This window comes from Peterkaempfera podocarpi (assembly GCF_042466665.1).
GTDB lineage: Bacteria > Actinomycetota > Actinomycetes > Streptomycetales > Streptomycetaceae > Peterkaempfera > Peterkaempfera podocarpi.
In genome coordinates this window covers 5,315,653-5,339,559 of sequence record NZ_CP162102.1, presented here as the reverse complement: position 1 = coordinate 5,339,559, position 23,907 = coordinate 5,315,653, and the positions used below count along the sequence as shown (strand labels likewise).

Genomic DNA, 23,907 nt, shown 5'->3' with positions numbered 1-23,907 from the left:
AGGCGTCCAGACGGCCGTGCGGGCCGGCCGTGAGGCCCGGGGTGCCGTCGATCCGCCCGGCGGTCGGCACGGTGGCCCAGGCGCTCCAGGTGCGGTGCACATAGGAGGCCGTGGCCAGGTCGGTGCCGATCCTGGCGACCAGGTCGATGCGGTCGTCGGAGTCGTCGGCGGCCGCGGCGGGCGGCGAGTCCAGCTTGGTACGGCCGTCGAGCTGGCCCCAGGGAGTCCAGCTGCCGCCGGCGTAGGTGCGCTGGTAGAGCAGCCGGTCGGTGCCCAGGGCGAAGAGCACGATCCGGCCGTCGGGCATCGCCACCGGCGCGGGGTCGCCGCTGACATGGATACCGGTGAGCAGCCGCCAGGGGCCGAAGCCGGAGGCGGCCCTGGTGACATAGCGCACCGCGCCGTCGCGGTCGGTGGCGAAGGCGAAGGTCACTCCGTCCACCCGGACCGCCCTGACACCGCCGGCGAGCGGCGCCGGCTGGGCCGGGACCCGCTGCCAGCCGGACCAGTCGGGCAGTGCGGCCGTCTCCGTGCCGGGGGACGTGTCGGCGGCCTCGGCCGCCGACGGGGCGGTGGGCAGCCCGGGACCCCGCACGCCCTGCCCTGAGTCGTGGTTGCGGTCCGTGGTGGCGGTGCTGCCCGGACGCCCGGCGCCCTTGCCCGAACCGGAGCCCGTGCCGGAGTCGCCGCCGAACGCCGCATAGGCGGCGCCGACCGCACCCGCCACCACCAGCACGGCCAGCACCACCGCCGCCAGCCGGCGCCGCCGGACCACCACCGAGACCGGCCCTGCCGGGTGGCCCCGGTGGCTGCGTGCCCTGCCCCCGCCGGGCCCGGTGCCGCGCTGCTCCCGCTCGGCGCGGGAGGCGGCGGCGAAGGAGGCGAGCTCGTCGGCGCTGGGGCGGCGCATCGAGGTGTGGGTGTCGCGGGTGGAGTCGGGCTGCGGACCCGGGACGAGGGGGACCGCCGGGCCGCGGTGCCTGCGGGGGCGCAGGGCGGCCTCCTCGGCCTCGTACGCGGCCTCCTCGAGCGAGGCGGCGGCCTCGGCCGCCTGCTCGCTGCCGGGCGCGGCGACCGCGAGCGGCGGGAGCCCGGCGAGGGAGGGCAGCTGCTCACGCAGCCGGTCGGCCATCTCGGTGGCGCGCAGCCGGGAGGCCGGGGCCTTGGCCAGGCACTCGGCGATGATCTTCCACAGCCCGTCCGGGAGTCCGGGCAGCGGTGGGACGGTCTCGGTGACATGGCGGCGCAGCACGGCTCCGGTGTGGCCGCCCCCGAAGGGGGTGAACCCGGCGAGCAGTTCGTAGAGCACGGTGGCCAGGGCGTAGATGTCGACCGCGGCGCGCGGCTCCAGGCCCTCGATGATCTCCGGGGCGAGGTAGTCGGGGGTGCCGATGATGCGGGTGGCGCGGGTGCGGCGGGGTGCGTCGACCAGCCGGGCGATGCCGAAGTCGGTGAGCTTGGCGCGGGGGGCGCCGCCGGGTCCGGGCGAGGAGGCCAGGTCGAGCAGGACGTTCTCCGGCTTGACGTCCCGGTGGACGACGCCCGCTGCATGCGCCACGGCGAGGCCCTCCGCGACGTCCACCGCGACCGAGACGGCGGCCTGCGGGGCGAGCACCCCGTCGCGGTCCAGCCGGGTGCGCAGATCCGTACCGTGCACCAGCTCCATCACCAGTGCCAGGTCGCTGCCGTCCACCACCAGGTCGCGGATGCCCACCACCCGGGGATGGTCCAGGCTGGTCAGTGCGGTGCGCTCCTGGACGAAGCGGCCGACCAGCACCTGGTCCGCGGCAAGGTCCTCGCGCAGCAGTTTGACGGCCACCGGGCCGTCCGGGCCCTCACCGAGCCAGACAGTGCCTGCGGATCCCCGGCCGATCACCTGATGGACGGTGTACCGGCTGCCGATCTTGCGTGCCAATGCTGCTCCGTGAGCCGAGGGGGTCGGTGCGTCAGCGTCCAAACTACGCGGAGAACCGTCGTTCAGGTGGTGGCGCAGCGCACTTGACCGGCCAAAGTCGATAAACCGTCAATATGGCGGGCCTGCCTCAGTCCCCGAGGAACTGCTCAGCTGCTTCCAGGTGTCGCTGACCCAGCTGCTGACGGAGTGGAACTGGTGCTGGACGGTGTGCCACCACTCCGGCAGCGGGGTGAAGTTCCACAGCGCGGCCGCGGCGATGGCCAGGATCAGCAGCACCATCAGGCACCCCTTGAGGCAGCCCAGCCCGGGGATGTAGGTCCGGTTGCGGCTGCGTGGGCGCGGCTCCCGCCGCGGGGCGGCCTCCCGCGGCGCGGGCGGCTCCGGGCGGCGGGAGGGCGCGGGCTCCGCCCGACGCGCCGGGGCGGGCTCGTACGGCCGCTGGTACGGCGGGGGCGCGGCCTGCGGGGCGTTGCCGCCCTGCTGCCGCTGCGGGGGGCGCTGCTGCCGGGGCTGCTGGTACTGGGGCTGCTGCTGGGGCTGCTGCTGCGGGTAGCCGTAACCGGGGCCGGGCTGCGGGGACTGCCCGGCCTGACCCTGCCGGTAGGGCGGCGGGGCCACCTGGGGCTGCCGCAGCTGCTGCATCTCCTCGGGCTCGAAGTAGCCGACCTCGGTCTGCCGGCCGCGGTCGCGGGCGGCACGCAGCTGGTTCTCCCAGGCCTGCGGCATTTCCGGCGGCGGCCCGGCGGGCCCCTCGGGACCGACCGACGGCATCACTCGGGTGCGGTCGGCCTGGCCCGGACCGCCCTGTCCAGCGTTGCCCTGGCCGGCGTTGCCCTGTCCCTGGCCGCCCTGTCCCTGGCCGCCCTGTCCCTGGCCACCCTGCCCGGGGCCGCGCTGCCCGGCGCCCGGCCCCGCGGAGGGCATGGCACGGGTGCGGTCCTCGGAGCCCGGGACCGCGCCGGCGGGGCCTGCGCCCATCAGCCGGGTCGCCGCGGCCGGGTCGTACCGGACACCGTCGCCCAGGGTCGGGGTCTGGTCGGGCGGTCCCGACCGGCCCAGCACGCGGGTCGGCTGGGCGTCGGGGCCGCCGAAGGCGCCGCCGGTGGGGGGCACCTGCGCCGGGTCGGGGTCGGGCAGCAGCAGTGCGCCCACCGCCAGCGCCTCGTCCACCTGCGCCGGGGAGGAGTGCACGCCGATCCCGGCCGCGACCACCCGCAGGGCGCGCGCCAGGGCGGTGGCGCCGGGCCGCTGGGCGGGGTCCTTGCGCAGACACCGCTCGACCACCGTCCACAGCGGCTCCGGCATGTTGCGCGGCCGCTCCGGCTCCTGGGCCAGATGGGCGTGCAGGATCGCCAGCGGGCCGTCGCCCTGGAACGGCGGACGGCCGGTGACCAGCTCGTACAGCATGATCCCGGCGCCGTAGACATCCACCGCCGAGGTCTGCGGACGGCCCTCTGCGGACTCCGGTGCCACATAGGCGGGCGTGCCGACGAACTCATGGGTCCTGGTGATGCCCGGCGAGTCGGCCAGGCGGGCGATGCCGAAGTCGGTGAGCATCGGGTGCATCTGCTCGGCGCCGCCGGGCCCGCCGGTCGTCGCCAGCAGCACATTGGCCGGCTTGAGGTCTCGGTGCACCACTCCGTCGGCGTGGCTGGCGGCCAGCGCATCGGCGATCTGGGCCATCAGCAGGGCGCCCGCAACCGGGCTGAGCGGGCCGTTGGACCGCAGATAGCGGTACAGGTCGGGGCCCTCGACCAGATCCATCACCAGGGCGAGCAGATCGCCCTCGACGACCAGGTCGCGGACCCGCACGATGTTGGGGTGGACGAGCCGCAGCAGCACCGAGCGCTCACGCAGGAAGCGCATCACCACATCGGGGTCGTTGGCGAGCTCCTCGCGCAGCACCTTGATGGCCACCGGCCGCCCGGGCTCGATGCCGGGAACGGCCACGTCATCGCGTACCCGGGCGCGCCACACCGTACCTGTGGCGCCTCGTCCGAGCGCCTCCTCGAGCAGATACTTGCTGCCTACCGGCCGCACTGATGCGCTCCTCGCCGTGCCGACTCCGCGGGCCCGCGCACTCGCCCGAAGGGCGGCGGTCCGTGTCTCCGGCAACTGTAACCGTGTCCGACTTTGCAGGTGTTCCGGGACCGGACCCGCTCCGGCCTGCGCACCCGCTGTGGACACAGACGCATCCGAGGGCACATCGGTTGACCCGGGTCCGGGACCGCCGTGGGGGCGCCGCACTTCGTGTGGAGATGATCGCAAGATCATCAAATCCGGCCCGGACGCGTACTGTCGGTGGCGGATGGGAGGATGGCCGCCACCACCCGTGTGGGAATTGCCCGTTGGGCATGCCGACCGGGCGGTGACGATGGCCTGCACCGTGCGGACCGTGCAGTCCGCACGACCAGAAGGGACCCCGGGCGCCATGCAGATCCGGCTGACCGTCCTCCGGCCGCGCAGCGGTCCGTCCGCGGACGCGCACGCCGCCGATGTGCTCGTCACCGCGCCGGCGGGCACCGCACTCGGCGCGGTCGCCGGGGCACTGGCCGGCGCGGTCGGGGTGCGCGGTGGCCGCGCCGCGACCCATGTGCACCTGTACGCGGGCGCACAGCGGCTCGACGAGCGCACCCCGCTGGGCCACCCCCCGCTGGTCGACGGCGCCGTGCTCTCCCTCAACGAGCCCGCACCCCACCACGAACGCGTCGACCACGACCGCACGGGCGGCCGGGCGGCCGCCCAGCTGAGGGTGGTCGGCGGCCCCGACGCCGGCGGAGTGCATCTGCTGCACCCCGGCCGGGTGCGGGTGGGCCGCTCGGCGGACGCCGATGTGCCGCTGGACGACCCGGATGTCTCCCGCCACCACCTGGAGCTGCTCGTCTCGGCCGACGGCCGGGTGGCCGCCGCCGACCCGGGCTCGACCAACGGCACCTCGCTGGACGGCGTCCCGATCGGCGCCGAGCCGGTGGCACTGCCGCTCGGTGGCCTGCTGCGGCTCGGCGAGACCTCCCTGGTGCTGGCACCCGGCACGGCGCAGGCAGCGGCGCCGCCGCGCCCGGCGGACCCCGACGGGCAGGGCCGTCTGCAGCTCTCCCCACCGCTGCCGCCCCGGCCCCCGGCCCCGCCCGGCACACCGCCGGCGGCCCCCGCCGCCGCCCCGGGCGCGGCCGTCACCGGTACCAGCCGCGCCCGCGGGCTGCGGTCGCTGCGGATCGGCGACACCCTGCGCCGCGCAGGCCGTACCGCGGCCGAGGCACCCGGCCCGGCCGACCGCGCCGCCGCCCGGGAGCAGGCCCGGGCCCGTACGGAGGAGGCCGCCGCGCTGCGCGAGCAGCTGCCCGACCCGGCCGCCCTGCTGCTGACCGTCCTCGACCGCGGCCCCCTGCTGTGGGCGCGCGGCCCGGGCCACCCCGATGCCCTCACCCTGCGGCTGGGCACCGCGGACCGGGCGGCTCCCGGCCGGTCCGGGCTGCTGCCCTCCGTACCGGTCGGCGTGGACCTGCGCACCGCCGGCAGCCTGGGCCTGGCGGGCCCCCGGCCCAGGCTCAGCGGCCTGGCCCGGGCCACGGCGGCCCAGCTGGTCACCCTGCACTCCCCTTCCGCGCTGGAGATCGTGCTGGTCAGCGCAGATCCGGCGCGGACCGCCGAGGCCCGCGCCGAGGAGTGGTCCTGGGCGTTCTGGCTGCCGCATCTGCGCCCGTCGCAGGGCCAGGAGTGCCGGCTGCTGGTGGGTCTGGACGCCGCCCAGGCCGAGGCGCGGATCGACGAGCTGACCGCCAGGCTGGAGGGCCACGCCCGTCCCGGCGGCCCCGTCTCGGTACTGCTGGTCGACGGCGACCCCGGCTCGGAGGCCGCCCGCCGCGGTCTGGCGCGGCTGCTGGCCCGGGGGGCCGCGGCCGGGGTGCATGTCCTCGCTCTGGCCGAGAGCCGCGGCGCACTGCCGGCCGGCCTGGGCGCCACGGCCGAGATCGACGGCGAGGTCGCCACCCTGCTGCGGGTGGAGCGGCTGCTGGACGGCCCCGCCGGGTCGGCCCGTGAGGTCCTGGACGCAGTGGCGCTGGACGCGGTCTCCGCCCCGTGGGCGGAGCGTCTGGCCCGCAGTCTGGCCCCGCTCCGGGAGTCCGCCCCCGCCACCAGGGGCCCGCTGCCCACCGCACTGCGGCTGCTGGACCTGCTGGACCTCGACATGGTCACCCCCGCCAAGATCTCCGGCCGCTGGACCGAGCTGCCCTCCACCGCCGGTACGGCCGCGGCGGTGCTCGGCACCACCCGAGAAGGCCGCTGCACCCTGGATCTGGCCGACCGCGAGCTGACCGCCCCCGGTCTGCCCGGCGGGCCGCATCTGCTGGTGGGCGGCGACGCCGGCTCCGGCAAGACCGAGCTGCTGCGCACCCTGGTCGCCTCACTGGCCGTCGCGGAGCGTCCGGACCGGCTCTCCGTCGTGGTCGTGGAGGGGCGCGAGCCCGCCGACCCCGCGCTGGGGCTCTACGCCTGCACCGATCTGCCGCATGTCGCCACCTATCTGGGCGCCGACATCGACCCTGCGAGGACCCAGGAGGCGGCGGACGCCCTGCTGGCCGAGCTGACACGGCGCGAGGAGATGCTCCAGGGACGGGACTTCGCGGCCTGGTTCGCGGAGCGGATGCTGCGGCGCGGCGAGCCGGCCGGGCCGGCCGGCGCCGTACGGCTGGTGCCGCCGCGGACCGCCCCCGACGACGACCCCGACCGGGAGCGCGCACGAGCCACGGCCGGGCCCGTCCGGGCGGTCGCCGCATCGGCCGCCCCGGTCGGGCGGGCGGCGTCCACCGGCGCCGGCGCCGCTCCGGCCATGGCCCCGCCGCCCCCTGCACCGGGCAGGATGCTGGTGGTGGTGGACGACTTCGACGCCCTGGTGGGCGGCGACGGGCCGACCCGTGCGGCAGCCGCCGATCCGGCCGCCCGTGCCCGTGCCGCCCTCGGCCGGGCGCTGGCCGAGGTGGCGGTGCGCGGCGGGCGCCTCGGTGTGCATCTGGCGGTCTCCACGGGCCGGCCGGAGCGGACCACCGGCACCGAGGTCGACGAGGCGGCGCTGCTGCGGATCGCCCTGCGGACCGACGACCCGGCACGCTCCAGGCTGCTGGTCCATGTCGAGGACGCCGCCACGGTCGCCGAGGACACCCCCGGCCGGGGTTATCTGCGGCTGCCCGACGGCGGGGTGGCGGCCTTTCAGGCGGCCCGGGTGAGCGGCCGTATCCCGCGTACGGCGACGGTCCGGCCGTCGGTGGTGGCGCTGGACTGGCCCCAGACCGGCGCACCGCCGAGCCGCCGCCCGGTCCGCGAGCTGGGCAACGGGCCCACCGACCTGGCGCTGCTGGCCAGTGCGCTGCAGCGGGCCGCCGCCGCCCTGGACGCCCCGACGGCGACGCCGCTGGTGTGATCCCGCCCCCGCCTGGACGACGTACCGTCACTTCTCCTTCACAGCAGGGGCATTCACCATTCCCTCGCCGGCCTCACCCGCCCCGGCGGCATGATCCCGGGCGGGCGGGGTAGGTCGGCTGCGCACAGTCCCGCCGACCGGCGTCACAGTCCGGTCACAGCAGGCGACAGGCCGCACCGTGCGGTCTTGCGACGCCTGTGGCCCCGGCGTGGACTGTGCGGGGACGCGACGACCTGCGCCGCGCCCGTGCGTCAGTGCCGACGCCTCCCGGCCCGGCGGCGTGCGGTTGCGGCCCGGGCCACGGGAGGAATCTGTCATGGACCGATCGATGCGTACATCCACCGCCGCCTCCAGAGGCCGTGCACGCGCCGCGCTGGTGCTCACCGCGGCAACTGCTCTGGCACTGACGGCAGCGGGCTGCAGCAGCAGCGGTGGGGGTGGGGGCGGGGACAGCTCCAGCACCCCCAGCAGCGGTGCCTCCAGCCCGACGGCCGAGGCGAGTTCGGCCGACTCGCTCCAGCTGCCCGATCTGCACGGCAAGAGCCTGACGGTGGCCGCGATCTGGACCGGCGCGGAGCAGAAGAACTTCCAGAAGGTCCTGGCCGACTTCACCAAGCGCACCGGCGCCGGCACCAAGTTCGTCCCCACCGGTGACAATGTGTCGGCCTTCCTCGGTTCCAAGGTCCAGGGCGGCGCCCCACCGGACGTGGCCTTCCTCCCCCAGGTCGGCGTGTTGCAGCAGTTCGCCAAGGCCGGCTGGGTCAAGCCGCTCTCCGCCGACGTGGACGCCGCGCTCAGCGCCAACTACGGCAAGGGCTGGAAGGACCTGGGCGCGTACGGCGGCAAGCAGTACGGCGTCTACTTCAAGGCCGCCAACAAGTCCACCGTCTGGTACAACACCAAGGTCTTCCAGGACGCCGGCGTGAGCGAGCCCAAGACCTGGGCCGACTTCCTCACCACCGCGCAGACCATCTCCGACTCCGGCACCCCGGCGGTCTCCATCGGCGGCGCCGACGGCTGGACGCTCACCGACTGGTTCGAGAACGTCTATCTCTCCCAGGCCGGCCCCGACATGTACGACAAGCTGGCCAAGCACCAGATCAAGTGGACCGACGCCTCGGTCGGCAAGACGCTCACCACCCTGGCGCAGCTCTTCGGCAAGAACGACCTGATCGCCGGCCAGGCCAAGGGGGCGCTGCAGACCGAGTTCCCCGCCTCGGTGGACCAGACCTTCGCCGAGCCCCCCAAGGCCGGCATGGTCTACGAGGGCGACTTTGTGGCGGTGAACATCGCCAGTGAGACCAAGGCCAAGGTGGGCGAGGACGCCAAGTTCTTCCCGTTCCCGGCCGTGGACAACGGCAAGCCCCCGGTGGTCAGCGGCGGCGACGTCGCCACAGTGATGAAGGACAGCCCGGCCGCCCAGGCCCTGCTGCAGTACCTGGCCTCCCCCGAGGCCGCCGCCGTGGCCGCCTCGCAGGGCGGCTTCGTCTCCCCCAACAAGTCGCTGGACCTGTCGGTCTACCCCAATGACATCGCACGCGGCATCGCCAAGTCGCTGATGGACGCGGGCGACGACTTCCGCTTCGACATGTCCGACCAGGCCCCGGCGGCCTTCGGCGGCACCAAGGGCTCGGGCGAGTGGAAGGACCTCCAGGACTTCCTCGGCAGCCCCAAGGACGTGGCAGGCGCACAGAAGAAGCTCGAGGCCGACGCCGCCAAGGCGTACGGAAACTGACGGGCGCTGCTCGATGGCCGCACCGGCAGCTCCCGCCCTGACCGTGCGCCCCCGGAAGGGGCGGGTGCTCGGCACCCGCCCCTGGGTCGCCGTGCTCTTCCTGCTGCCCGCCCTGGTCCTGCTGGGCGCGCTGCTCCTCTACCCCATCCTGTGGTCGCTGGTCCGCAGCCTCTACGGGATCGACGACTTCAAGCACTTCGTCGGCCTCGGCAACTACGGCGACCTCTTCACCACCGACGCCACCCTGACCGCGCTGCGGAACAACGCCATCTGGGTGGTGGTGGCACCCACCGTCACCACCGCACTCGGCCTGGTCTTCGCGGTCCTCACCGAGCGGATCCGCTGGGGCACCGCCTTCAAGCTGGTGATCTTCATGCCGATGGCCATCTCCATGCTGGCCGCCGGCATCATCTTCCGCCTGGTCTACGACCACGACCCCAGCAAGGGCGTGGCCAACGCGGTGGTCGTCGGCGTCCATGACACCTTCGCCTCGGCCTCCGCCTACCCCGGTGCCCGGCCCCGGGTCAACGGCGACCTCAGAGCGTCCGGCGGCGGCTCCTTCACCACCACCGCGGCCGCAGCCCCCGGCACCCCCACCGTCCTCCCCCTGGTCGGACTGCCCCCCGCCCAGGTGGCCTCCCAGGCCCTCGCCAAGGCGGCCGCGCCTTCGTCCGACGGCGGGGTCACCGGAACCGTCTGGCTGGACTTCAAGCCCGGCGGAGGCGGCAGGACCGGCCAGGTCGACCCGGGGGAGAAGGCGCTCTCGGGGGTCCGGGTGGAGGCCGTCAAGGACGGCCGGGTCGTGGCCCGCGCCACCACCGGCAAGGACGGCACCTTCGCCCTGCCCGCCTCGGCCGCCGGGGCTCGGCTGCGGCTGCCCGCCGCCAACTTCACCGCCCAGTACGGCGGCGTGGACTGGCTGGGACCCACCCTGGTCACCCCCGCCATCATCGGCGCCTACATCTGGATGTGGGCCGGCTTCGCAATGGTGCTGATCGCCGCCGGGCTCACCGCCGTCCCCCGTGAACTGCAGGAGGCCGCCCGCGTCGACGGCGCCGGGGAGTGGCAGGTCTTCCGCAAGATCACCGTGCCGCTGCTGGCCCCGGTGCTGATCGTGGTGCTGGTGACCCTGGTCATCAACGTCCTCAAGGTCTTCGACCTGGTGTACATCATCGCGCCTGGCTCCACCCAGCAGGACGCCAACGTCCTCGCCCTGCAGCTCTACCTCTCCTCCTTCGGCGGCGGCGGCAACCAGGGCATGGGCAGCGCCATCGGCATCATCCTGCTGCTGCTGGTGCTCCCCGCGATGCTCTTCAACATCCGCCGCTTCCGAAGGGAGAACCGCCGATGACGACCCTTCAGGACGCGGACGCGGTACTGCCCGCCTCGGTCCCGGCCACCCGTCGCGGCCCCGCACTGCCCTCCAGGGCCGCCGCCCGCCTCGCGGGCGGCGCCACCCGGCTGGTGCTGCTGCTGGTCGGACTCTTCTGGCTGCTGCCCACCATCGGGCTGCTGGCCTCGTCGCTGCGCGGCCCCATCGACATCCAGCAGTCGGGATGGTGGCAGGTCTTCACCAAGCCGGCCCAGCTGACCCTGCACAACTACAGCAATCTGCTCTCCAACGACACCATCACCAGCTCCCTGCTGAACACCGTGCTGATCACGGTGCCGACCACGGTGCTGGTGGTGCTGATCGCCTCGCTGGCGGGCTATGCCTTCGCGTGGATGGAGTTCCCCGGCCGCGACTGGCTCTTCCTGGCGGTCATCGGCCTGCTGGTGGTCCCGGTCCAGGTCGCCCTCATCCCGGTGGCCAGGCTCTTCGGCCAGTTGGGGATCTTCGGCTCCATCACCGGCGTGGTGCTCTTCCATGTCGCCTTCGGACTGCCGTTCGCGGTCTTCCTGCTCCGCAACTTCTTCGCCGAGATCCCACGCGAGCTGCTGGAGGCCGCCCGCCTGGACGGCGCGGGGGAACTGCGGCTGTTCTTCACCGTGGTGATGCCGCTCGGCGGCCCCGCGATCGCCTCACTGGGCATCTTCCAGTTCCTCTGGGTGTGGAACGACATGCTGGTGGCACTGATCTTCGCCAATGCCGACGCGCAGCCCATCACCGTCGCCCTCCAGCAGCAGGTACGCCAGTTCGGCAACAACATCGACGTACTGGCCTCCGGGGCCTTTATCTCCATGATCGTCCCGTTGGCGGTCTTCTTCGCCTTCCAGCGCCAGTTCGTCAGCGGGGTGATGGCTGGCGCCGTCAAGTGACGCCGGACGGAAAACGCGGAGCCGCCCCCGCAGGAAGGACTCCTGCGGGGGCGGCTCCGGTACAACGGGTGATCAGCGCATCGTGCCCGTGCGAAGCAGGGTCCGGATCACCCGCATGGCCACCGAGAGGCTGGCCAGGTCCTGGGTGTCGGAGTCCCTTATGTCGTCGAGCGTGGTGCGGGCGCGGTTGATCAGGGTGGCGTTGCGGCCCTCCCAGGCCTTGAACCGCTGCTCGGGGCCGTCCCCGGGCTCGCCGCAGGCGAGCACGTCGGCGGAGAGCGCCGCGTGCGCCGCGAAGAGGTCCTCGCGGATGGCCGCACGGGCCATGGACTGCCAGCGGTCGGTACGGGGCAGCTCGATGATGCGGTCCAGCAGATGGGTGATCTGGAGCCGGTCGGCCAGGTCGTAGTAGAGGTCGGCGACATCCGTCACCTCCGCGCCCGCCCGGTCCGCCACCTCGACGATGTCGAGGGTGGGGAAGGCCGAGGAGAGCCCGGCGCAGCGGGTGGCCAGGGCGTCCGGGACGCCCGCGGCCGCCAGCTCGTCGTAGATCTGCTGGAACCACTCCAGGTCCGCGCCGCGCAGCAGCTTGGGGAGCTGCGCCCAGACCTGGTTGCAGCGCTCGTGGAAGACCTCGATGGTGCCGGCGATGTCCAGCGGCTGCCGGCGGTTGTTGAGCAGCCAGCGGGTGGCCCGCTCGACCAGCCGCCGGGAGTGCAGCCGCATCTTCGTCTGGACCTCCGCCGAGACCTGGTTGTCCAGGGCCTCGATGTCGCTCCAGATCTCCTCCAGGCCGAAGATCGCGCGCGCCGCGGTGTGCGAGCGGACGATCTCGTCCATGGTCGCCCCGGTCTCCTCACGGAGCCGGAAGGCGAAGGTGCAGCCGCCGCGGTTGATGGCCTCGTTGACCAGCAGGGTGGTGATGATCTCGCGGCTCAGGGCGTGGTTGTCGATCGCCTCGGTGAAGCGGCCGCGCAGTGCGGCGGGGAAGTACTGGTGCAGCAGTGTGCGGAAGTAGGGGTCGTCCGGCAGATCGGTCTGCAGCAGCTCGTCGGCCAGGGTGATCTTGACATAGGCGAGCAGCACCGCCAGCTCGGGCTGGGTGAGCCCGCGGCCCGCCTGCTGGCGCTCCCGGATCTGGCGGCTGCCGGGCAGAAACTCCAGCGCCCGGTTGAGCAGCCCGTCCGACTCCAGCCGGCGCATCATCCGGGCGTGCACATTGAGCATGCTGGGTGCCTGGGCGACCGCGTTGGCCAGCACGGTGTTCTGCGCGTAGTTGTTGCGCAGCACCAGCGCGCCGACCTCGTCGGTCATCTCGGCAAGCAGCGAGTTGCGCTGCTTGACCGTCATGTCGCCGTCGCTGACCACCCGGTTGAGCAGGATCTTGATGTTCACCTCGTGGTCCGAGGTGTCCACACCCGCCGAGTTGTCGATGGCGTCGGTGTTGATCCGGCCGCCCTCGCCGTCGGGCCCGCCGGAGGTGGCGAACTCGATCCGGCCCAGCTGGGTGCAGCCCAGGTTGCCGCCCTCCCCGACCACCTTGACCCGCAGATCGCCGCCGTCCACCCGGATGGCGTCGTTGGCCTTGTCGCCCACCTCGGCGTTGGTCTCCGCCGCGGCCTTGACATAGGTGCCGATGCCGCCGTTCCACAGCAGGTCGACGGGCGCCAGCAGGATCGCCTTCATCAGCTCGGCGGGGGTGAGCCGGGTGGTGCCGTCGGCGATGCCCAGCGCCGCCCGCATCTGCGCGGTGATCGGGATCGACTTGGCGGTACGGGGGAACACCCCGCCGCCGCTGGAGATCAGCGCGGTGTCGTAGTCGGCCCAGGAGCTGCGCGGCAGGTCGAACAGCCGGCGCCGCTCGGCGTACGAAGCCGCCGCGTCCGGGACCGGGTCGATGAAGATGTGCCGGTGGTCGAAGGCCGCGACCAGGCGGATGTGCTCCGAGAGCAGCATTCCGTTGCCGAAGACGTCACCGGACATGTCGCCGATGCCGACGACGGTGAAGTCCTGGCTCTGGGTGTCGTGGCCCAGCTCGCGGAAGTGCCGCTCCACGGACTCCCAGGCGCCGCGGGCGGTGATGCCCATGCCCTTGTGGTCGTAGCCGGCGGAGCCTCCGGAGGCGAAGGCGTCGCTCAGCCAGAAGCGGTAGGAGTCGGCGACCTCGTTGGCGATGTCGGAGAAGGTCGCGGTGCCCTTGTCCGCGGCCACCACCAGGTAGGTGTCGTCACCGTCATGGCGGACCACGTCCTTGGGCGGCTTGACGCCCTCGCCGGCCACCAGGTTGTCGGTGATGTCCAGCAGACCGGAGATGAAGATCCGGTAGCAGGCGATGCCCTCGGCCAGCCAGGCGTCGCGGTCCACCGCCGGGTCGGGCAGCTGCTTGGCGACAAAGCCGCCCTTGGAGCCCACCGGCACGATGACGGTGTTCTTCACCATCTGCGCCTTGACCAGGCCGAGGATCTCGGTGCGGAAGTCCTCACGGCGGTCGGACCAGCGCAGACCGCCGCGGGCGACCTTGCCGAACCGCAGATGGACGCCCTCGACCCGCGGCGAGTACACCCAGATCTCATACGCCGGGCGCGGCGCCGGCAGGTCGGGGATGGCCTGCGGGTCGAACTTCATGGAGACATAGGAGTGCGGGGCGCCGGTGTCCGCGCGCTGGAAGAAGTTGGTGCGCAGGGTCGCCTTGATCAGGCTGAGGAAGGAGCGCAGGATGCGGTCCTCGTCCAGCGAGGCGACCTGGTCCAGCGCGCCGTCCAGCTCCTCCAGGATGCCCTCGGTCAGCTCCAGGCCGGCCGCGGTGTGGGCCGGGGAGAGACGGGCCTGGAAGAGGTTGACCAGCAGCCGGGTGGCGTGGGTGTTGTTCTTGAGCGCGTCCTCCATGTAGTCCTGGGAGAACGTGGAACCGGCCTGGCGCAGGTACTTGGCGTAGGCCCGCAGCACCACGGCCTGACGCCAGGTCAGTCCGGCCTGCAGCACCAGCTCGTTGAAGCCGTCGTTCTCGGCCTGGCCGGTCCAGACGGCCGCGAAGGCCTCCTGGAACCGCTCACGGGCCTCGTCGCCCAGCCCACCGGAGGTGGTGCGCAGCTTCAGCCCGAAGTCGTACACCCACGCCGTGGAGCCGTCGGAGCGGCGCAGCTCATAGGGGTGCTCGTCGACGACCTCGACACCGAGCCGCTGCAGTACGGGCAGCACCTCGGTGAGGGAGACCGCACCGCCGCCGCGGTAGATCTTCAGCCGGCGCTCGTCGTCGGCGGCGCCGAGCGGCTGGTAGAGGTTGAGCCGGAAATCCCCCGGCTCACCCAGCGACTCCAGCTGGCGCAGGTCGGCGACCGCGGTGCGGGGCGAGAAGTCCGCCCGGTAGCCGTCCGGGAAGGCGTTGGCGTAGCGGCGGGACAGCTCGGCGGTCCGCTCCTCGCCGCACTCGGCGAGGAGCACCTCGTGGAAGGCGTCCATCCAGGACCGGGCCGCTTCGGCCAGCCTGGTCTCGATCCGCTCGGTGTCGGCGTCGCTGAGGGAGCGCAGCTCGGTGCCGGGGGCGACCCGCACCACGAAGTGCAGCCGGGTGAGCACGGACTCCGTGGACCACACCGTGTAGTCGATGGTGGAGCCGCCGTCGCTGCCGCCCGGCGCGGCGGGGCCTCCGAGCTCCTCCATCAGGATGTCCATCAGCCGCAGCCGGATACGGGTGGTGTACCGGTCGCGGGGCAGGTACACCAGGGCCGAGAAGTAGCGGCCGAAGGCGTCCTGGCGGAGGAAGAGCCGCAGCTTGCGGCGCTCCTGGAGGTAGAGCACGCTGCCCGCGATGGCCAGCAGCTCCTCAGCCGGGGTCTGGAAGATCTCGTCCCGGGGGTAGGTCTCCAGGATCTGCAGCAGGTCGCGGCCGTCGTGGCTCTCCAGCGGGAAGCCGGAGCTGCTCACCACGTCCTGCACCTTGCGGCGGACCACCGGGATCCGGGTGACCGACTCGGTGTAGGCGGCGGAGGAGAAGAGGCCCAGGAAGCGGCGCTCACCGATGACATTGCCGGCGGCGTCGAACTTCTTCACGCCGATGTAGTCCAGGTACGCGGGGCGGTGCACCGTGGCGCGGCTGTTGGCCTTGGTCAGCACCAGCAGGGTGTGCTCATGGGCCTTGACCCGGGCGGCGGCGCTCAGCCGGCCGAAGGCCTCGCTCGCGGGGTGGCCGTCGGGGGTGCCCCCGCGCGGATCGGGACGCAGGATGCCCAGACCGGTGCCGGGCACGGCGCGCAGCGCCTCGGGGGCGTCCGCCCCGCCGCCGTCCGCCGTCACCAGGTCGTACTCGCGGTAGCCGAGGAAGGTGAAGTGGTCGTCGGCGAGCCAGCGCAGCAGCTCCCGCGCCTCGCCGACCTCCTCCTCCGGCAGGCCCGCCGGGCTCTGCTCGTCGAGATCGTCGGCCAGCCGGAGCGCGGAGTCGCGCATCTTGGTCCAGTCCTCGACGACCTCGCGGACATCGGTGAGGACCCGGCGCAGATCGGCCTCGATCTGGCGGAGGTCGTCGCGGTCGGTCTCGCGGTCGACCTCGATGTGCATCCATGACTCGACGACGGCGTCGGCCGGGAGGTCGGCCGCTCCGGGCCGGCGGACCGTGCAGGGGTCGACGTCGAGGATCTCCAGCAGCTTGCCGGTGATGTCGCGGCGGACCACCATCTGCGGGTGGATCACCACATGGATGGCACGGTCCTGGCGGGAGAGCTCATTGGTGACCGAGTCCACCAGGAAGGGCATGTCGTCGGTGACGACCTCGACCACGGTGTGGCCGCAGGACCACCCGTTCTCCTCCACGGTGGGGGTGTGGACCCGTACCTCTGCGGTGCCCTGGGGCCGCTTGAGCCCCAGCCGGTAGTGGGAGGCGGCCGCCCCGTAGACGTCGACCGGATCCCGGTCGACCAGGTCCTCGGGGGCGGTGTGCAGGTAGTAGTGGTGCAGGTAGGCGGTCAGGGCGCCGTTGCCGAGACCTTCCCCGTGCGCTCCCCCCACCTGGCTGTTCTCAGCGGCCTGCGCTGCCCGCGCGAGCACCTCGGCCTTGGCTGCGTCCAGCTTGGTCTGCATGGCTATCTGGCTCCTGTCGCGCGCCGTTGCGTGACTCGGTGGTCTGTGCCGGTGGCCGGTCACGGTCCGATCCTCCCGCAGATCCCGGATGACAGTCGCGCATGCCACGCATGAAATGCCAGTCACCTGGGTACGACAGGTCTTTCGCCCCGGAGCACCTCGGCCAGCCTAACCGGGTGCCAGCGGAGTGTCAGGGGCCGGTCCGTAGCAAAGGCCCTCCGCGCCTCTCCCCCGGTGGACGACTTGTACAACTACCGAGCGGTAGCGGAGCGTGCCGCGTAGTGATCTGCGCCATCGGGTAGGTCCACCGACATGGCAGCGAGGATTCTGATCGTCACCGGCGACGCCGCGGAGTCGCTGGAGGTTCTCTACCCGTACCAGCGGCTGCGCGAGGAGGGCTACGAGGTGCACATCGCGGCACCGGCCCGCAGGAAACTGCAGTTCGTGGTGCATGACTTCGTGGAGGGGTTCGACACCTACACCGAGAAGCCCGGCTACACCTGGCCTGCCGACCTGGCCTTCGCCGAGGTGGATCCCGCCGACTACGCGGCGCTGGTCATCCCCGGCGGCCGGGCGCCGGAGTACCTGCGCAACGATCCCGAGGTGAAGCGGATCACCGCCCACTTCTTCCAGCACGACAAGCCCGTGGCGCAGCTCTGCCACGGCCCTCAGATCAGCGCGGCGGCAGGGGTGCTCGGCGGGCGGCGTACGGCGGCCTACCCGGCCCTGGAGCCGGACGTCATCGCGGCCGGGGCGACATATGAGGACGGCGAGGCCGTGGTCGACGGCACGCTGGTCTCCGGGCGGGCCTGGCCGGACCACCCGGGCTGGATGCGGGCCTTCCTGGAGGTGCTGCGCAGCAAGGCGCCCGTCCACTGAGCCCCGCCCCGGGGCGCGGGGAACCGCTCGACCGGCCCACTGCCCGGTGCGGGGCCGATCACCCGGCTCGCCGCGCCCCGGGGTCCGTTCCCGGCCGGGACGGCGCAGGACAGCGTCCCGGGCCCGGCCGACGGGGTCAGCCGACCAGATCGGCCGCCAGCGCCACCGCCTCGGTGAGCGAGTCCACGACCGGCACTCCGACCTGCGCGAGATTCTCCCGGGTGTGCGAACCACCGGTGTACAGCACCGCATGGGCACCCACCGCCGCGGCCGCCACCGCATCGTCCGCGGCGTCGCCGATCACCACCGTGCACGCCGGGTCCACCGACGTGCCCAGCGCGGCGAGATGCCGGACCATGTGCTCGGCCTTGCCGCCGCCGGACGGGCCGGTACGGCCGTCCACCCGCAGGAAGCGGTGCTCGATGCCGAAGCCGCGCACCAGCGGCACCAGGTGCTCATGGCCGTACATGGAGAGGATGGACTGGCTGCGGCCGGCCGCCGCCCACTGCTCCAGCAGCAGCTCGGCACCCTCGGTGAGGCTGCAGCCCACGCTGTGGCCGGTGTAGGCCACCTGGAAGGTGGCGTCCATCCGCTCCCACTCCTCGGTGGTGGGCGCCCGGCCCAGCAGCCGCTCGTAGAAGCGGGGGATGGGGATGCAGTACAGCTCGCGGTACCGCTGCAGCGTCAGCGGTGCCAGGCCGATCTCGGCGAAGGCGGCATTGCTCGCCGCCACCACCGCGTCGATGTCGTGATAGAGAGTCCCGTTCCAGTCCCAGACAAGATGTGCGCCCACGCATGAACGGTACCGGCCCCCACCGACAGAGCCCGACCACGGAGGGGCTCAGGGCAGCAGGGTGGGGATCTCCTGGGTCGCGAACCAGAGCAGCTCATGGTCCTCGGCCCCGTCCACCGTGAACCGGGCGTCGTCGTCGCCCCCGTCGGCCGCCAGCACCGCCCCGGCCGCGGCCGCCACATCCTCCTCGGCGTCGGTCGCGTCCACATGCACCGCGGCCGCCCTGGCCAGCACCACCGGGTCGGCCAGCCGCACCTGGCCCAGCGACACCTGGTCCTGGTACTCGGCGCCGGTGTCCAGCAGCACGGCCTTGTCGGGGACGTCGACCGCGACCACCGCCCGGCGGCGGGGCGCGTCCGGATCGGCGGCCAGCAGCCGCAGCGCCGACTGGGCCGCACGGACCAGCGCCGCGTACTCCAGCTCCTCGATGTCGTCGCTGAGGTACCACTCGCGCAGCGCCGGGGTCACCGCATAGGCACGCAGCGGGGCCGGGCCGAGCTCGCCGGCGGCGTGCGCCGCGGCCAGGCCGTTGAGGGTCGTGGGGACGTACACACGCATCGGGGCCGCTCCGGATCGTGGGTCTCGCCGGGCCCGGTGCGACCGGAGGGGAGCGGGGCCCGGGTGCGGACCCTGGCCGCACCGCGTCCAGGATACGGCGGAGGTTGATCACCGCACCGCCGTGTCCGCGCCATTCCGGCCGCCGCGTCAGCGAGCCCGGATGCCGGACCCCGATGCCGCACCCGCGTCAGCGGGCCCGGATGCCGGAGAGCGCCGCCCCGCAGGTCCGCAGTGCCGTCTCCAGCACCTCCGGGCGGCGCGCCGGGTCCATCATGTTGGGACCCATCGCCGCCAGGTCCTCCAGCGTCGGAGCGAGCAGCCTGACCTTGGTGCCGGCCGCCCGCAGCTCTCCAGCCTCCCTGAGCATCTGCCGGGTGACCGCGCGCCGGTAGCGGCTGACCAGGTGGGCCAGCACACCGCGCGGCCGGGGGCTCCCCGGCGGCTGCTCCCGGCGCCCGGTGTCGCCCACCGGCCGGATGCGGACGGCCATCGGCGCCAGCACATAGACCTCGTCCAGGCCGCGGCCTGCCAGCAGATCGGCGTTGGTGGCCGACCATGCGCCGCCGTCGATGAAGCGGTGGCCGTCCACCGGCACCGGCGCGAACCAGCCAGGGATCGCGCAGGAGGCCATCACCGCCTCGGCGACCCCGGCCGGCGGCGCCTCCGGATCGCCGAAGACCACCCGGCGGCCGGTCTCGTAGTCCACCGCCACCAGCCGCAGCGCGGGCAGGCCCGACCAGCCGTCCTCGGCATCGACCAGTGCCCGCACCAGGTCCCCCAGCGGGGCGACCGAACCGCGGCCCGGTGGCACAAAGGCGGAGACCATGGTCAGGAACGGATAGTCGCGGGGGTGCCGAAAGGTCTCCCGCAGCAGTCCCGGGGAGCCGATTCCCGGGCGGGGGCGCGGTGGCAGCGCACCGCCGACGGCCGTGTCGTAGTCGAAGTCCACTCCGACCAGCGGCCCGGTGGCGATCGGCCGGCCCTGCTGGTGGTCGAGCAGCGACCCCGGGTCGACACCGGACGCCAGCAGGGTACCCAGCACGGACCCGGCCGAGGTGCCCAGAATGATCTCGGAGGTGCCGGGGTCCCAGCCGGTCGTCTCCGCGACGGCGCAGAGCGCACCCACCGTCCAGGCGGCGCCCAGCATCCCGCCCGCGCCGAGCACCAGGCCGCGCCGCGGTCCCTTCCTGACGTCCTCGCCTGACGGCGCGGGGGTTCGGCCGGCCTGCGGATCGCCGATGCCGGACACGTGCGTCACCATGCGCCTGCCGCCCTTCCCCGCTCCCGTCGTACCGTCCGACGGTAACCGCGCCCCGCCCCGGACCGCCGACGCCACCACGGGCCGGGGCACAGTGACTTCCCGTGAGCCGAGCCACGGCCCGTGGCGAGCCCGGCTGGCGGGGGCCGACCCTGCGCCGCGCGCCCGGGACGGCCCGGCCGCGGGCCCCGGCCGGTCCCCCATCGAGTGACCTCCGGGCCGGGCAGGGCACCCTGCGGGCCCTGGCCGGCCGGGGCCGCTCCGGCCGCAGTCGGCCCCGCGATCACTCGGATAGGTGAACTTCCCTGAGCCTCCCCGGCATGGGAGCCGGTCGTTGCGGGGCTGTCCGCCGCCCGGTAGCAAGGGTCCCGTCAATCGTCGACTGCCTTGCCACGGGGGTGTTGAGCATGGTCGATTCCCCAGGGTCCACTGCCCTGACCGTTCTGCTGCCCGAGATCCGCCCACTGCTGCCGGGGGCACCCGGCGTCCGCTGCGCCACCCGCAGGCCCGCTCCCCCGCCCGGGGCGCTGACGGCCCGGCTGGGCCGGGTCCATGGACAGCGTCCGGACCGGAGCCGTGCGCGGCGGCCCGCCGGGCCGCACTGCCCCGCCCCGCCCCGCGGGGATCTCAACGGGCTGGCCACCCGCTTCGCCCTGCGGCTGGTCGAGGTGCTGTCAGGAGCCCGCCCTGCGGGGCAGTTGTCGCGCCACACCACCCACACCGCCTACGGGGAGCTGACCCGGCTGGTGCACCGGGGCACCCTGCGCGCCGGGGCCGGGCAGGCCGGCCCGGTGGTCCGCCGGGTGTACGACAGCGTTCCGGCGCCCGGTGTGCTGGAGGTCTGCGCCCGGGTGGAGCTGGGCGCCAGGAGCCGGATGGTGGTCTTCCGGCTGGAGCGGCATCCACGTTCCCAGCAGTGGCAGTGCGCGGCCCTGGACACCCGCTGACGAGAACGCCGAAGGGCGCCACCGGCGGTTCGTACCCCGCCGGTGACGCCCTTCGGACGTCGTGCTGTGTGCCGCTGGCTACTTCTTGCGGCGCCGGCCGCCCTTGGCAGCCCGGCGGCGCTCGGCGCGGGTGAGGCCGGCGTCGGGGTCCTCGACCCCGGCGTCCTCGGCGAACTCGCCCTCGACCACGCCGCCCTCCCCGTCGACCGACGGCGCCGTGTAGTGCAGGCGCTGACGCTGCGGGGCCTCCAGGCCCTTGGCGCGGATCTCGGGACGGACCTCTTCGGCCTTGTCCAGCGCCACCGGCGCGGCGTCCTCGACCGGGACCTCCTCGACCTGCTGCTCGACCTGGACCTCCAGGTTGAACAGGTAGCCGATGGACTCCTCCTTGATGCCCTCCATCATCGCGGAGAACATGTCGAAGCCCTCGCGCTGGTACTCGACCAGCGGGTCGCGCTGGGCCATCGCCCGCAGACCGATGCCCTCCTGGAGGTAGTCCATCTCGTAGAGGTGCTCACGCCAGCGGCGGTCCAGCACGGAGAGGACGACCCTGCGCTCCAGCTCGCGCATGATCTCCTCACCGAGCTGCTCCTGACGCGCGGCGTACTGCGCGTGGATGTCCTCCTTCACCGCCTCCTCGATGAAGTCGGGGGTGAGCCCGGCCTGGCCGCCGGCCTCCTCCTCCAGCTCCTCCAGCGAGAGGGTGACGGGGTAGAGCTGCTTGAGGGCGGTCCACAGCTTCTCGAGGTCCCACTCGTCCTCGAAGCCCTCACCGGTCGCCGCAGCCACATAGGCGTCGACGGTGTCGTCCATGAAGTGGCCGATCTGCTCCTGCAGGTCCTCGCCCTCCAGGACGCGGCGGCGCTCGCCGTAGATGACCTCGCGCTGCCGGTTGAGCACCTCGTCGTACTTGAGGACGTTCTTGCGGATCTCGAAGTTCTGCTGCTCGACCTGGGACTGCGCGGAGGCGATGGCCCGGGTGACCATCTTGGACTCGATCGGCACGTCCTCCGGGACGTTGGCCATCGCCAGCACCCGCTCGACCATGCCGGCCTTGAAGAGCCGCATCAGGTCGTCGCCGAGCGACAGGTAGAAGCGGGACTCGCCCGGGTCGCCCTGACGGCCGGAACGGCCGCGCAGCTGGTTGTCGATCCGGCGCGACTCATGCCGCTCGGTACCGAGGACGTAGAGGCCGCCGAGGGCCTGCACCTCCTCCTGCTCCGCCTTGACCTGGGCCTTGGCCTTCTCCAGGGCGGAGGGGAAGGCCGCCTCGTACTCCTCCGGGGTCTCGGAGGCCGACAGGCCGCGCTGGGCGAGCTCGGCCGAGGCGAGGTGGTCGGAGTTGCCGCCGAGCATGATGTCGGTGCCGCGGCCCGCCATGTTGGTGGCCACGGTCACGGCGCCCTTGCGGCCGGCCTGGGCGACGATCTGCGCCTCGCGCTCGTGCTGCTTGGCGTTGAGCACCTCGTGCGGGACGCCGCGCTTGCGCAGCTCCTGGGAGAGGTACTCGGACTTCTCCACCGACACGGTGCCGACCAGGACCGGCTGGCCCTTCTCGTGCTTCTCGACGATGTCCTCGACCACCGCGCGGAACTTGGCAGGCTCGGTCTTGTAGATCAGGTCCGGCTGGTCGACCCGCTGCACATCGCGGTGGGTGGGGATCGGCACCACGCCGAGCTTGTAGATCTGGTGGAACTCGGCCGCCTCCGTCATGGCGGTACCGGTCATGCCGCCGAGCTTGCCGTAGAGGCGGAAGAAGTTCTGCAGGGTGATGGTGGCCAGGGTCTGGTTCTCGTTCTGGACCTCCACCCCCTCCTTGGCCTCGATCGCCTGGTGCATGCCCTCGTTGTAGCGGCGGCCGGCCAGGATACGGCCGGTGTGCTCGTCAACGATCATGACCTCGCCGTTGATGACGACGTAGTCCTTGTCGTTCTTGTAGAGCTCCTTGGCCTTGATGGCGTTGTTGAGGAAGCCCACCAGCGGGGTGTTGACCGACTCGTAGAGGTTCTCGATGCCGAGGTAGTCCTCGACCCGGCTGACGCCCTCCTCCAGGATGCCGACGGTGCGCTTCTTCTCGTCCACCTCGTAGTCGCGGTCGCGCTTGAGACGCAGCACCAGCTTGGCGAAGTCCGCGTACCACTTGGTGGCCTGGTCCGCCGGGCCCGAGATGATCAGCGGGGTACGGGCCTCGTCGATCAGGATGGAGTCGACCTCGTCGACGATGGCGAAGTTGTGGCCGCGCTGCACCAGCTCGTCCTGCGCCCACGCCATGTTGTCGCGCAGGTAGTCGAAGCCGAACTCGTTGTTGGTGCCGTAGGTGATGTCGGCGGCGTACTGCTTGCGGCGCTCGGCCGGGGTCATGTTGGCGAGGATCACGCCGACCTCGAGGCCCAGGAAGCGGTGCACCCGGCCCATCCACTCCGAGTCGCGCTCGGCGAGGTAGTCGTTGACCGTGATCAGGTGGACGCCCTCACCGGTCAGCGCGTTGAGGTAGGCGGGCAGGGTGCCGACCAGGGTCTTGCCCTCACCGGTGCGCATCTCGGCGACATAGCCGAGGTGAAGGGCTGCGCCACCCATCAGCTGCACGTCGTAGTGGCGCTGGCCGAGGACGCGCTTGGCGGCCTCGCGTACGGTGGCGAAGGCCTCCGGGAGGATGTCGTCGAGGGTCTCGCCGTCCTCGAGGCGCTGCTTGTACTCGTCGGTCAGCGCTCGCAGCTCGGCGTCCGTGAGGTTGACGAAGTCCTCTTCGATGGAGTTGACCTGGGCAGCAATCCGCTGCAGCTTGCGAAGGATCTTTCCCTCACCGGCGCGCAGGATCTTGTCGAAGACGGACACGTGAGCGGGCTCCTTGCCTGGACTGGCACTCGACTTCGGGCGCACGACTGCACGGCGAGTTTCCCCACCGCACCGGCCATCGTATGCGAGGAGGCGAGCAGGCCGGGAGGTCCGTCAGCACCGCGATCCCGTGTCACCCGGAAGGGCAATCCACCCAGCATCGTCCATACCGGGTGATACGGGTGCCGCGGCACTCCGTCCACACCCTGTGGACGTACAGTGCGGCCGCCGTGTTC

At 72.9% G+C, this 23,907-nt stretch carries 12 protein-coding genes and 1 pseudogene; 6 read left to right on the top strand and 7 right to left on the bottom strand.

Features of this window, described 5'->3' with window-relative positions:
* Nucleotides 1–634: 634 nt before the first annotated feature.
* Both AB0761_RS23505 and AB0761_RS23500 read right to left on the bottom strand, forming a co-directional pair.
* A pseudogene (locus AB0761_RS23505) lies at nucleotides 635–1,915 on the bottom strand (serine/threonine-protein kinase); the annotation flags it as partial.
* 108 nt (nucleotides 1,916–2,023) lie between these two features.
* Entirely contained in the window at nucleotides 2,024–3,955 is a 1,932-nt protein-coding gene (locus tag AB0761_RS23500; RefSeq protein WP_377271100.1) for a serine/threonine-protein kinase, read from the bottom strand.
* Between the two features lie 391 nt (nucleotides 3,956–4,346).
* Between AB0761_RS23500 and AB0761_RS23495 the strand changes: the two genes are divergently transcribed.
* From AB0761_RS23495 to AB0761_RS23480, 4 genes are all read left to right on the top strand, one after another.
* A complete protein-coding gene (locus tag AB0761_RS23495) occupies nucleotides 4,347–7,334 on the top strand; it encodes an FHA domain-containing protein (RefSeq protein WP_377271099.1) in 2,988 nt (995 codons plus the stop codon).
* A 328-nt stretch (nucleotides 7,335–7,662) separates the two neighbouring features.
* A complete protein-coding gene (locus AB0761_RS23490; RefSeq protein ID WP_377271098.1) occupies nucleotides 7,663–9,069 on the top strand; it encodes an ABC transporter substrate-binding protein in 1,407 nt (468 codons plus the stop codon).
* 13 nt (nucleotides 9,070–9,082) lie between these two features.
* Nucleotides 9,083–10,420, top strand: a complete 1,338-nt coding sequence (locus AB0761_RS23485) for a carbohydrate ABC transporter permease (RefSeq protein ID WP_377271097.1) — start codon at nucleotides 9,083–9,085, stop codon at nucleotides 10,418–10,420.
* On the top strand, nucleotides 10,417–11,328 hold the full coding sequence (locus AB0761_RS23480; RefSeq protein ID WP_377271096.1) for a carbohydrate ABC transporter permease: 912 nt from the start codon (nucleotides 10,417–10,419) through the stop codon (nucleotides 11,326–11,328). Before AB0761_RS23485 ends, AB0761_RS23480 begins: the two co-directional genes overlap by 4 nt.
* 72 nt (nucleotides 11,329–11,400) lie before the next feature.
* Here AB0761_RS23480 and AB0761_RS23475 read toward each other — a convergent pair whose 3' ends face one another.
* Nucleotides 11,401–16,401 (bottom strand): NAD-glutamate dehydrogenase, encoded by a 5,001-nt coding sequence (locus tag AB0761_RS23475; protein WP_377271095.1) that lies wholly within the window; start codon nucleotides 16,399–16,401, stop codon nucleotides 11,401–11,403.
* 312 nt (nucleotides 16,402–16,713) lie between these two features.
* Here AB0761_RS23475 and AB0761_RS23470 point away from each other — a divergent pair, with 312 nt between their 5' ends.
* The gene (locus AB0761_RS23470) at nucleotides 16,714–17,280 is read left to right on the top strand and encodes a DJ-1/PfpI family protein (RefSeq protein WP_377271094.1); all 567 of its coding nucleotides are present in this window, start codon (nucleotides 16,714–16,716) and stop codon (nucleotides 17,278–17,280) included.
* A gap of 136 nt (nucleotides 17,281–17,416) precedes the next feature.
* On the opposite strand, the gene AB0761_RS23465 is transcribed toward AB0761_RS23470, so the two are convergent.
* From AB0761_RS23465 to AB0761_RS23455, 3 genes are all read right to left on the bottom strand, one after another.
* Nucleotides 17,417–18,073 carry an HAD family hydrolase gene (locus tag AB0761_RS23465; RefSeq protein ID WP_377271093.1) on the bottom strand — a complete coding sequence of 219 codons (657 nt, stop codon included), beginning with the start codon at nucleotides 18,071–18,073 and terminating at the stop codon, nucleotides 17,417–17,419.
* A 48-nt stretch (nucleotides 18,074–18,121) separates the two neighbouring features.
* Nucleotides 18,122–18,631, bottom strand: coding sequence for a DUF6912 family protein (locus AB0761_RS23460; RefSeq protein ID WP_377271092.1), 510 nt, complete (start codon nucleotides 18,629–18,631; stop codon nucleotides 18,122–18,124).
* 187 nt (nucleotides 18,632–18,818) lie between these two features.
* A complete protein-coding gene (locus tag AB0761_RS23455) occupies nucleotides 18,819–19,892 on the bottom strand; it encodes a patatin-like phospholipase family protein (RefSeq protein WP_377271091.1) in 1,074 nt (357 codons plus the stop codon).
* A gap of 404 nt (nucleotides 19,893–20,296) precedes the next feature.
* Between AB0761_RS23455 and AB0761_RS23450 the strand changes: the two genes are divergently transcribed.
* Nucleotides 20,297–20,836, top strand: coding sequence for an Rv3235 family protein (locus AB0761_RS23450; RefSeq protein WP_377271090.1), 540 nt, complete (start codon nucleotides 20,297–20,299; stop codon nucleotides 20,834–20,836).
* A 78-nt stretch (nucleotides 20,837–20,914) separates the two neighbouring features.
* On the opposite strand, the gene secA is transcribed toward AB0761_RS23450, so the two are convergent.
* On the bottom strand, nucleotides 20,915–23,671 hold the full coding sequence (secA, locus tag AB0761_RS23445) for a preprotein translocase subunit SecA (protein WP_377271089.1): 2,757 nt from the start codon (nucleotides 23,669–23,671) through the stop codon (nucleotides 20,915–20,917).
* Between the last annotated feature and the right edge of the window lie 236 nt (nucleotides 23,672–23,907).

Coding starts and splice junctions, on each gene's coding strand:
- AB0761_RS23485 (WP_377271097.1), top strand. CDS start 9,083: ATGGCCGCACCGGCAGCTCCCGCCCTGACCGTGCGCCCCCGGAAGGGG.
- AB0761_RS23470 (WP_377271094.1), top strand. CDS start 16,714: ATGGCAGCGAGGATTCTGATCGTCACCGGCGACGCCGCGGAGTCGCTG.
- AB0761_RS23495 (WP_377271099.1), top strand. CDS start 4,347: ATGCAGATCCGGCTGACCGTCCTCCGGCCGCGCAGCGGTCCGTCCGCG.
- AB0761_RS23455 (WP_377271091.1), bottom strand. CDS start 19,892: ATGGTGACGCACGTGTCCGGCATCGGCGATCCGCAGGCCGGCCGAACC.
- AB0761_RS23450 (WP_377271090.1), top strand. CDS start 20,297: ATGGTCGATTCCCCAGGGTCCACTGCCCTGACCGTTCTGCTGCCCGAG.
- AB0761_RS23480 (WP_377271096.1), top strand. CDS start 10,417: ATGACGACCCTTCAGGACGCGGACGCGGTACTGCCCGCCTCGGTCCCG.
- AB0761_RS23475 (WP_377271095.1), bottom strand. CDS start 16,401: ATGCAGACCAAGCTGGACGCAGCCAAGGCCGAGGTGCTCGCGCGGGCA.
- AB0761_RS23460 (WP_377271092.1), bottom strand. CDS start 18,631: ATGCGTGTGTACGTCCCCACGACCCTCAACGGCCTGGCCGCGGCGCAC.
- AB0761_RS23490 (WP_377271098.1), top strand. CDS start 7,663: ATGCGTACATCCACCGCCGCCTCCAGAGGCCGTGCACGCGCCGCGCTG.